The sequence below is a fragment of the Bradyrhizobium sp. Gha genome (assembly GCF_900113735.1).
In the GTDB taxonomy this organism is placed as follows: Bacteria; Pseudomonadota; Alphaproteobacteria; order Rhizobiales; family Xanthobacteraceae; genus Bradyrhizobium.
On record NZ_FOQM01000007.1, the window covers coordinates 234,273 to 244,000 of the forward strand.

General features: G+C 64.3%; 8 protein-coding genes and 1 pseudogene. 1 reads left to right on the forward strand and 8 read right to left on the reverse strand.

The window, feature by feature from the left end; all coding sequences use genetic code 11:
- Positions 1-68 precede the first annotated feature (68 nt).
- From BM222_RS12975 to BM222_RS13005, 7 genes and pseudogenes are all read right to left on the reverse strand, one after another.
- Positions 69-1,682: an FGGY-family carbohydrate kinase gene (locus BM222_RS12975; protein WP_092228629.1), complete on the reverse strand. Its 1,614-nt coding sequence runs from the start codon at positions 1,680-1,682 to the stop codon at positions 69-71.
- Between the two features lie 49 nt (positions 1,683-1,731).
- Complete coding sequence (locus tag BM222_RS12980; protein WP_092228630.1) at positions 1,732-2,460, reverse strand: SDR family oxidoreductase; 729 nt, start codon at positions 2,458-2,460, stop codon at positions 1,732-1,734.
- A gap of 24 nt (positions 2,461-2,484) precedes the next feature.
- The gene (locus tag BM222_RS12985; protein WP_092228631.1) at positions 2,485-3,741 is read right to left on the reverse strand and encodes a sugar ABC transporter permease; all 1,257 of its coding nucleotides are present in this window, start codon (positions 3,739-3,741) and stop codon (positions 2,485-2,487) included.
- Positions 3,738-4,562: an ATP-binding cassette domain-containing protein gene (locus BM222_RS12990; RefSeq protein ID WP_092228632.1), complete on the reverse strand. Its 825-nt coding sequence runs from the start codon at positions 4,560-4,562 to the stop codon at positions 3,738-3,740. The genes BM222_RS12985 and BM222_RS12990 overlap by 4 nt, the downstream gene beginning before the upstream one ends.
- 61 nt (positions 4,563-4,623) lie before the next feature.
- Positions 4,624-5,715: an ABC transporter substrate-binding protein gene (locus BM222_RS12995; protein ID WP_092228633.1), complete on the reverse strand. Its 1,092-nt coding sequence runs from the start codon at positions 5,713-5,715 to the stop codon at positions 4,624-4,626.
- Positions 5,716-5,939: 224 nt separating this feature from the next.
- On the reverse strand, positions 5,940-6,824 hold the full coding sequence (locus tag BM222_RS13000; RefSeq protein ID WP_092228634.1) for an AraC family transcriptional regulator: 885 nt from the start codon (positions 6,822-6,824) through the stop codon (positions 5,940-5,942).
- A gap of 196 nt (positions 6,825-7,020) precedes the next feature.
- Positions 7,021-7,233 (reverse strand): annotated as a pseudogene (locus tag BM222_RS13005) (MFS transporter); the annotation flags it as partial.
- A gap of 122 nt (positions 7,234-7,355) precedes the next feature.
- Here BM222_RS13005 and BM222_RS13010 point away from each other — a divergent pair.
- The gene (locus tag BM222_RS13010) at positions 7,356-8,606 is read left to right on the forward strand and encodes a NupC/NupG family nucleoside CNT transporter (protein ID WP_092228635.1); all 1,251 of its coding nucleotides are present in this window, start codon (positions 7,356-7,358) and stop codon (positions 8,604-8,606) included.
- Positions 8,607-8,706: 100 nt separating this feature from the next.
- Here BM222_RS13010 and BM222_RS13015 read toward each other — a convergent pair whose 3' ends face one another.
- Entirely contained in the window at positions 8,707-9,252 is a 546-nt protein-coding gene (locus BM222_RS13015) for a cupin domain-containing protein (RefSeq protein ID WP_092228636.1), read from the reverse strand.
- Positions 9,253-9,728: the final 476 nt, after the last annotated feature.

Here is a 9,728-nt window from a genome sequence, read left to right on the forward strand (position 1 = left end):
AGCGCGGCCCCGTTGGCTCGCAATGACGGAGGAGAGGGCGGACGCTACTCGCGGGTCGTGAGACCTGGCTAGCAAGCGTGGCTTCGGATTGATCGGCCGACTTGCTGCAAGGCCTCGAAGGCTGCGAAGCGCTTGTCATTCCAGCTCGCCAGGGCCGCATGGGGCGGATGTATTTCTCCCAAGGCCGACATCGCCTGCATCGCCTGATGGACATCCGCGTGGTCGCCAGAGGCGACCGATCCGAGCATCGCGGAGCCCAGCAACACCGGCTCCGGTGATGCCGAAGCAGCAACGATCAAGCCCGTCGTATCAGCGAGCACCTGCCGCACGAGGCGGCTCTGGGCCGCTCCACCGCTGACGACGATCGTATCGATGGCGATGCCTTTGTCCTGCTGGGCGCGCACGATCTGCCGCGCGCCGTAACCGAGGCCGCACAGGCCGGCGAGATAGAGAGCGAGCAAGCTCTCCAGGTCCGAGCGCATATCCAGTCCGGCGATCAGCGCACGCGCGCCGGGATCAGCGAAGGGCGCACGGTTGCCGAGGAACTCGGGCACGACGTGGACGTCACCGACCAATTCCCTGACCATCTCCGCGCCGCCGCGTGCGTCCACCTGGGCGGCGAGCCAGTCGGCGAGCGTCCGCTGCTCCTGACGCGCCGCGTGTGTCGCCTGCGCGGAACACGGATGCATCTGGATGAGATGGTCAATGGCAGCACCAGCGACTGACTGCCCGCCCTCATTGAGCCACAGCCCCGGCACCATGGCCGAGAAATAAGGCCCCCAAACACCGGGAACGAAAACCGGGTCCTTCGTCGTCGACATCGTGCAGGCGGACGTTCCGAACACATACGCCATGCGCGTGAGCGCGGTGCCCGCGGCTCCGCGCGCGCCCACGGTGCCGACACCGCCCGCATGCGCATCGATCAGGCCCGCCGCAACCGAAGTGCCCAACATCAGACCAAGGTCGGTCGCTGCGTCCGCCGTCAGACCGGCAGCCAGCGGCGTGCCGCCGGGCACGATCTCGGTGCCGATCCGACTAAACTGCTCGTCCGCCAGCGCGCCGAGACCGACCGTGCGAAAGAAGCCGGCATCCCAAATGCTGTCGTGGCCGAGATAAGTCCACTTGCACGTGACGGTGCAGGTGGAGCGGGCAAGGCTCCCCGTTGCACGCCAGGTGAGGAAATCCGTCAGGTCCATGAACTGCCAGGCCTCCGCAAAGGTCCGCGGCATGTTCTCGGCAAGCCACAACAGTTTCGGCGTCTCCATCTCGGGCGAGATCGCTCCCCCGACATAGTCGAGAACTTTCGCACCCGTGCGGTTGATCCGACGCGCCTGATCGACGGCGCGGTGGTCCATCCATACGATGACGTTGCGGGAGGGATCGCCGGACGGGCCCACGGCGAGCGGCGCGCCGCCATTGCCCAGCACCACCAGCGAGCAGGTGGCGTCAAAGCCGATACCGGCAATGCTGTCAGGCGCGACGCCGGCCTTCCCGACGGCACCGCGCACGCTGCGGCATACGGCGCGCCAAATGTCCTCGCTCGACTGCTCGACGATGTCGCCGGCCTCGCGCCAAAGCGTGATGTCGGCCCTATCGGTGGCGAGAAGCCTGCCGGAGCGATCGAAGACCCCGGCTCTTGCACTGCCGGTTCCGACGTCGATGCCAAGAAAATGACTGGTCACGCGGATGCCCTCACCATGAATCGACGTCCAGATCGCAGATGCGGAAGTGTTAGAGGTCGTTGCTCTGGGGCAGGATCACGAGGTCGCGGATCGTGACATTTCTCGGACGGGTCAACATGAACAGCACCGCCTGCGCGACTTCGGTCGGTTGGATCAGGCCGCCTGCCGCCATTTCCGCCTCGAGCTTCTCCTTCGGCCAGTCGCTGATGAGCGCGGTCACCACGGGCCCAGGCGCCACGGCGCCGACGCGCAGGCCGTATTTGGCGACCTGCCGACGCACGGTATGGACAAAGGCCTGCACGGCGTGTTTCGAGGCGGTGTAGATCGGCTCCCACACGACAGGGACGAGACCGGCGATCGAACTGGTGACGATGATGTCACCGCTCTTGCGCTCGACCATGTGGGGCAGCACCGCGTGGATGGATCGAAACAACGCGTTGACGTTGAGGTTGAGCATGCGGTCCCAGGCGTCGGGGTCGCCGCCAAGCACCTCGCCGCCGACATAGGTGCCGGCATTGGCATGAAAGATGTCGAGCCGGCCCGCCCTTTCCAGCACCTGCGGCATCAGGCCAGCCATAGCGGCGGCATCGGTCACGTCGATACGCAGCGGGATCGCGTTGTCGCCAAGCTCGGAACAGACGCTGTTCAGCGCATCCTCCGCCCGGTCGACCAGCACGACTCGCGCGCCTGCTGCGATCATCGTCCTGGCGCATTCGAGCCCGATGCCCGAGGCGGCGCCGGTGATCGCGGCAACTTTTCCTGCAAGTTCCTGGCCCACGGTCGGTCCTCCTGTTGGAGTTATTTAGGCTCGGCCATGGGAGACCCGCGAGCGTCGAGCCAGCGAGTCGACGATGACCGCAACGGCAAGAACGGCGCCCGTGATCATGTACCGAAGCGACGACGAGAGATCGAGCAGCGTGAGGCCGCTGGCGATCGACTGGATGACGATGATGCCGAGCAACGCGGAATAGGCGCTGCCGCGGCCACCAAACAGGCTGGTGCCGCCGATGACAGCGGCTGCGATGGCGTTGAGGTTCACATCTCCCGTGCCGGCCTGCTGGCTGGAAGATGCGAGCCGCGCGGCGGCAAGGATGCCGCCGGCGGCTGCCAGCGTGGAGCACAGCACGAACGCGCTCGCATAGATTCTGCGAACGTTGATGCCGGCACGACGGGCGGCCTCGCGATTGCCGCCGACCGCGCTCATCGAGCGGCCCCATTTGGTCCGCTTCAGCGCGTAGTTCATGACCACGCACAAGCCGACGAACAGGCCGAACATCCACGGGACGCCGCGTGCGAGATTGAGATAGTAGACGATGAATTCGAGCACGATGATGACCAGCGCACCCTTCAGCAGAAGGCGGCCGAGCGAATTTGCAGATAGTCCCGCCGCTCGCCTGCGCACGGCCATGCGGTAGCCGGTCGCGAATACGACCACGCCGGCAAGGGCCGCCAACGCGTAGGATACGATCGGCGGCATCACCAGCGTCTGTCCGAAATTGACCAGTGGAGATCCGTAGGGGAGATTGATCGAGCCGGAGGAGCCGAGCAGATAGAGTTGCAGGCCGAGCCACGCCAGCAGGCCTGACAGCGTCGAGACGAAGCTCGGCATGCCAAGGCGGTTGAACAGGAAAGCATAGAGGGCGCCGATCGAGGCGCCCAGCACCAGCGCGGTGACGATCGCCACCGCCACGGGCCAATCCTGATTGACCCAGAGCACGCCGACCAGCGCGGAGGAGAACCCGCTCACCGAACCAACGGAGAGGTCGATCTCGCCGACCATGAGGATGCAAACGATGCCGAGCGAGATGACGCCCACGGTCGAGCAATCGAACAGCAGATTGACCAGATTGTCAGGCGCCAGGAAGACCGGGTTGAGGCTCTGGAATGCGGTGCAGATGACCAGCAGGCCGACCACCACCGGCAGGGAGCCGAGGTCGCCCGACCGAACGCGGTCGACAAAGGCGCCGATCATGCCGCTGATCGTGTCCGCATGGGCGACGCGCTCGTCGCGACGGTCAAGCAAGGGCGTGGTCGAAACCGGCTGCGTGTCATCGGTCATATCAGCACCTCCCGCGACGGCTGCGCGCCGCGTCGGCTGGCGCGCCGGGAGACCGAATTCTCGTCGGCACCCGTGATGGCCGTGACGAGATCCTGGTTGGACACGTCGGGTCCGAATTCGCCGTTGTTTCGGCCGAGGCGCAGCACCACGATCCGGTCGGCGACGGCGCGCACATCCTCCATGTTGTGGCTGATCACGATGACGCCGAGGCCGCGGGCGCGCACGCGCTCGATCAGGTCGAGCACCTCTGCGGTCTGCGCGACGCCGAGCGCAGCAGTCGGCTCGTCGAGCAAGATAAGCTTAGGCTCGGTCAGCAGTGAACGCGCGATCGCGACGGTCTGGCGCTGTCCGCCCGATAGCGCGGCAACGGGTTCGCGCACGCTTGGGATCCGGGCCGACAATTCGTTGAGCAATGTCCAGGCGCGGATCTCCATCGACACCTCGTCGAGCCTGATCGGATCAAGCTCGCGTCCGAGGAAGATATTGGCGACGACATCGAGGTTCTCGCAGAGCGCCAGATCCTGGAAAACGGTGGCGATGCCGAGGCCGAGTGCCGTCGCCGGATCGGACAGGACGACATGTTGGCCATCGAAGGCGATCGTGCCTGACGTGGGCTGGTGCACGCCCGCCAGAATCTTCACGAGCGTGGACTTTCCGGCGCCGTTGTCACCGACAAGCGCCACGACCTCGCCGGCATGCACGTCGAGATCGACGTCGGCAAGAGCGGACACGGCGCCGAAATTCTTGGAGATGCCGCGAAGCCTCAGGACCAGTTCGCCTGGCCCGTCCTGCGGGTGATCGACATCCGAGATCGTGGACATGTCCGCGTCCGCCTTCCTTCATTCATCCCGGCCGCATCGAGCGGCCGGGACGCCGCATCACTTACTTGATGATGCCGAGTTTCTTGCATCCTTCGGCATATCTGCCCGTGCAGAGCTGATCGGCGGTCTGGATCTTCTTGTCGATGATCTCCGCCTTCAGGTTCTGCTGGGTCACGACCGCCGGAATGAACAGCTTCGAGGGCGTATTAAAGAGCGTGGTTTCCGATTTGGGCGTGCCGCCCGAGAGGAATTCCACCGCCGCCTGGGCTGCGGCCGCCGCAACGATCTCGCTCGGTTTGGAGATGGTATTGTACTGATCGCCGGCGATGATGAGCTGAAGCGCGGCAATCGTCGCATCGTTGCCCGTCACCGGGGGCACCGGCTCGACACCGGCAGCCTTGAAAGCGGCGATTGCGCCACCGCCCGTCCCGTCATTGGCGGCGACGACGCCGAGGATTTTCTTGCCGAAGCGGGTGACCTGGCCGCTCGCCCATTGCTGCGCCTTGGGCGGCGCCCAATCCGGCGTGTCGTATTCGGCGAGGATCGGATAGCCGCTGTTGTCGAGGCCCTCGTGGATGCCCTTCTTGATGAGTCCAGCGGCGGCATCGGTCGGTGATCCATTGATCTCGAGCACGCCTTCACCCTCCTTCGGCGTGACCTTTTCGTCCTTCAGATGCTTGACCAATGATTCCGAGATAGCCTTGCCGATGCCTTCATTGTCGAAGGAGACGTAGAAGTCGGCCTTGGCGTCCGGGACCGGGCGGTCATAGGCGATCACCTTGATGCCCTGGGATTGTGCCATCTTGACCAGCGAAGCGGCGGCGGCCGAGTCGACCGGGTCGAGCACGATCACCTTGGCGCCCTGCGAGATCACCGAGTTGAATTGCTGTTGCTGGCGCGCGGCGTCCGCACTGGCGTTCTGATAGACGACCTTGCAGCTGCCGCAGAGCTTCTTCATCTCGGCAGCAAAGCCTGGATAGTCGTGCTGTTCGTAGCGGGTCGAGGCCTGGTCGGGCATGAGGAAGGCGACGGTTGCGTCTTTCACCTCCGCGGCACGCGAGGACATGGCCGTCGCGCCGAGCAGGGACAGGGCGAGAGCGGCAGAGCACGTAGTCTTGAGCAAGGGGTTTGTCTTGAGCGAGGGCTTCGTCATTCGGACTTCCCTTTCGGAAGCTGGGTGTTAAAGTGCTACTCGTTGATGTCTCGGAGACGCGCCTTCCCGCTTCCGCGGCCGGATGACAGCGGCGCTCAGCGCCGATACCTTCCGACGTCACGCGAAATTTCCGGACAGACGATCTCCTTCGCAGGCCGCCATCGGCGCGCCCACGTCATTCTTCCTTCCTTCCCGTAATCGTCCTCCTCCCTTGCTCCTCCCGGTTAGGCGGCGCGTGCCGCGTTGATGTTCTCAGCCAGCAATCGCCTGAAGCGCGAGGGCGGCATACCCTTCTCGGCCAAAAACTGGCGGTTGAAATTGGAGAGATTGTTGAAGCCGACCTCGAAGCAGATGTCGGTGATGGAGGCCTGCTCGTCGCTCATCAGGATCTGGCAGGCCAGATTGATGCGGAGCCGCTTGACATATTGCACCAGCGACATCCCGGTGTGCCGGCGGAACGAGCGCGAAAACGCGCTTTGCGACTGGCCGGCCATGGTCGCGAGATCGGATTCGCCGAACGGCTGCGTCAGGTTCTCACGGATGAAGGCCAGCGCCTTGTTCATGCCCGCCGACATGTAGCCGGACGGGTCGGGCAGATAGTTCGGGCTGGAGAGCGGCAATGCACCTCGGGCGCGGCAGAGCGTCCCCAGGATCATCATGAACAGCTCGATCCGGCGCACGCCCTTCGCCGCGACGATCTCCTCCATCAGCGGAGCGAGCTCCCTGCTCGTGCTGGCGGCAAAGAGGACGCCGCGTCGGGAGGATTCCAGCAGTGCGGCGAGACCCGACAGCTCGGGCATCAGCCTCATCGTGTCGCCGATGAATTCTTCGCTGAACTGGATGATGCGTCCGCGCAGCGGGATGGTCGCATTCGCCGGCAGATCGCTCACCCAATTGTGCGGCAGGTTGGGTCCGGTGAGCACGAGATTGCCCGGCTCGAACTGGCCGATGAAGTCACCGACAAAATAGCGACCGCTCGTCGCCACGACCTGATGGATTTCGTACTCCGGATGAAAATGCCACCTGACGGTGTGGAACGGATATCCGTGCGACCAAGCCTTGAACGACTCCCCGCGCCGTATCTGGACGACTTCCAGGTCTGGTTCCATATCCGTTTCCTCCAGGGTCGGCCCGGATGTTGACATCTGGGCTCGTACCCGACGGCTGAATTTGGCTCAGCTCTGTCTGTTATTCGAAAGCGTATCGGGTGGCGGCCGCTACCGCCACCACGATTCAGATGCCGAACCGATACTCTTTTGACATTCCTGGGCTGGGCGCCGCAACATCGGGCGGGGTTCAAGCCTCGTCCGTTCCCTCCCTGGCGACCGCCTGCGGACGCGGCTGGATGAAGCCGGTCAGGATCATCCCAAACATCCAAAACAGCAGCATCATGGCATAGGCCAGAGGCGGCGCGATCGCATAAGCGAAACCGCCGAGCGCTGGGCCGGTGATGGTTGCGACCTGCGCTGCGCCGCTCGCGACGGCGGTGGCGCGCTGGAGCAAGCCTTGCGGCGCGATGGCCAATCTTCCCCGCGTGACTGACACAGGCGAGCTTGTCAACAATGGGCCTGCCAGCAACATTCCCGGCATTGCATTTGCAACGCCCGCACGGCCATAATCATTGGGGGTTTGGGGACATCATGCTGCGGCTGCAATCGGCACTCGGCGTTTTCGCATTGCTGCTGATCGCCTTCGCGCTGGCGGAGAATCGCCGCGCGGTCTCGTTGCGCCAGGCACTGATCGGCCTCGTCGTGACCTTCGTCACCGCGATCGTGCTGCTGAAGGTGCCTGTCGTCGCGAACGCCTTCGGCGCCATCAACGACGCGGTCGGGGCCATTTCGGCCGCCTCGCGCGCCGGCTCCTCCTTCGTGTTCGGCTATGTCGGCGGCGGCCCCCTGCCCTTCGACCTGAAGGCGCCGGGTGCCGATTTCATCCTGGCGTTCCAGGCGCTGCCGATCGTGCTTGTGATGAGCGTGCTGACGACGCTGCTGTTCTACTGGCGCGTGCTGCCGCCTGTTGTGCGCGGCATGGCCTGGCTGCTCGAACGCACCTTAGGGGTCGGCGGTGCGGTCGGGCTCTCGACCGCCGCCAACATCTTCCTCGGCATGGTCGAGGCGCCGCTGTTCGTGCGGCCGTATCTGGCGCAGATGAGCCGCAGCGAATTGTTTCTGGTGATGACCGGCGGCATGGCCGGCATCGCCGGCACGGTGCTGGTGCTCTATGCGACGCTATTGGCCCCGCTCATTCCCGACGCGGCCGCGCATTTCGTCATCGCCTCCGTGCTGGGCGCGCCGGCTGCCATCCTCGTCAGCCTGATCATGATCCCCGAGACATCGGACAAACGCACCGGCGGCGCGCTGGAAGATCCCGAGATGGCCGTCTCCGGCACGATGGATGCGATCGTCAAGGGCACCAGCGCGGGGATCGAGCTGCTGATCAACATCGTCGCCATGCTCCTGGTGCTGGTGGCGCTGGTCTATCTCGTCAATGCGGCGCTTGGCCTGCTGCCAAACGTCGGCGGTGCCGCGATCTCGCTGCAGCGCGTGCTAGGATTGATCATGGCGCCGGTGTGCTGGCTGATGGGACTGCCCTGGGACCAGGCGATCACCGCCGGCAGCCTGATGGGCACCAAGACCGTGCTCAATGAACTCGTCGCCTATGTCGACTTCTCGAAAATGCCGCCCGATACGCTCGATGCGCGCTCGCGCCTGATCATGCTCTACGCCATGTGCGGCTTCGCCAATTTCGCCAGCCTCGGCATCATGATCGGCGGCCTTGGTGTCATGGCGCCGGACCGGCGCGAGGAGATCAATGCACTGGGATTGAAGTCTATCGCGTCGGGGACGCTGACGACCTGCCTGATGGGCGCGATCGTGGGGGTGTTGACGTGACGGCGAAGCCGTCATTCCGGGATGGTCCGAAGGACCAGACCCGGAATCTCGAGGTTCCGGGTTCGATGCTTCGCATCGCCCCGGAACGACAAGTGGCAGCCTACGCCTTCAACTCCACCGTCCTGAACTCCGCCGGCAGGATCACTTCCAGCAGCTCGACGTCATCGGAATAATCCAGGATCATGTGCTTGATCTTCGGCGGCTGGGTCCAGGCGCTGCCTTCTTGCATCAATGTCTCGCCCTGCCCGTCCATGTAGGTCTTCACCCAGCCCTTGAGCACGTAGACCATCTGGAAGTCGACGTCGTGGAAGTGCAGCTTTGAGACCTCAGTGGGATCGCAGGGGCCTTGCAGGCGGATGACGTGGGCTTGCGCGAGGCCGTGGCTTGCGGCGGCGATGCCGAGGTCGCGGTATTTTGCGTAAGCACGCAGGCCATCGGCTTTGAAATCTTCCTCGCGGTGATGGCTGATCGCGATGCGCTGCCTGGGGCGCGCCGGCTTTTTGACGGATGTTTTTGCCGCCGTCGTGCGCGCCTTCGCGGCTTTGCGCGCCGAGGAGCGCGCGGCGGGCTTGGCGGCGCTGCGCTTTTTCACCGCGGTCTGGGCTGCGCTGCGCGATCTTGTCGTCGATTTTGTTTTCTTGGCCATGGGCCGGCCTCCCGTTGTTATCGGCGGAGGCTAGCATGAAAACAGCTCTCGTAGCGTGGATTAGCCGAAGGCGTAATCCACCAATTCTCTTTCGGCGCGTGGAAAGCAAAGAGGTGGATTACGCCTTCGGCTAATCCACCCTGTACCCTTCTTGTCGTTCGGCGCCAGTCCAATGATGTAGACTGGCAGCACGGGCCGATCTGCCGGGAGCAGCCTTATCCACCTGTGCCTGAGCACCTGCGTAGGAACCGCGCCCCGACGGAGCGGCCGCGATCGAGATCCAGTAGGAGGTCATTGCGCCGAGAGCGCCAGTACAGGGATCGATCAGGATCGCGGTGGCCCGCTTCGAGAACGAGGAGGAGATCCCTATCATGGTCGACGGTGCACAATGGTTCGTCGGGGTCGACTGGGCGACGCAAAGCCATTGCGTTTGCCTTCTTGATGCCGAAGGAAGACAAGCGGGTCAGCGCGAGTTC

Bases quoted from the DNA above. Each gene is read 5' to 3' on its own strand.
- BM222_RS13015 (WP_092228636.1), bottom strand. From the start codon at position 9,252: ATGGCCAAGAAAACAAAATCGACGACAAGATCGCGCAGCGCAGCCCAG.
- BM222_RS12985 (WP_092228631.1), bottom strand. From the start codon at position 3,741: ATGACCGATGACACGCAGCCGGTTTCGACCACGCCCTTGCTTGACCGT.
- BM222_RS12990 (WP_092228632.1), bottom strand. From the start codon at position 4,562: ATGTCCACGATCTCGGATGTCGATCACCCGCAGGACGGGCCAGGCGAA.
- BM222_RS12995 (WP_092228633.1), bottom strand. From the start codon at position 5,715: ATGACGAAGCCCTCGCTCAAGACAAACCCCTTGCTCAAGACTACGTGC.
- BM222_RS13000 (WP_092228634.1), bottom strand. From the start codon at position 6,824: ATGGAACCAGACCTGGAAGTCGTCCAGATACGGCGCGGGGAGTCGTTC.
- BM222_RS13010 (WP_092228635.1), top strand. From the start codon at position 7,356: ATGCTGCGGCTGCAATCGGCACTCGGCGTTTTCGCATTGCTGCTGATC.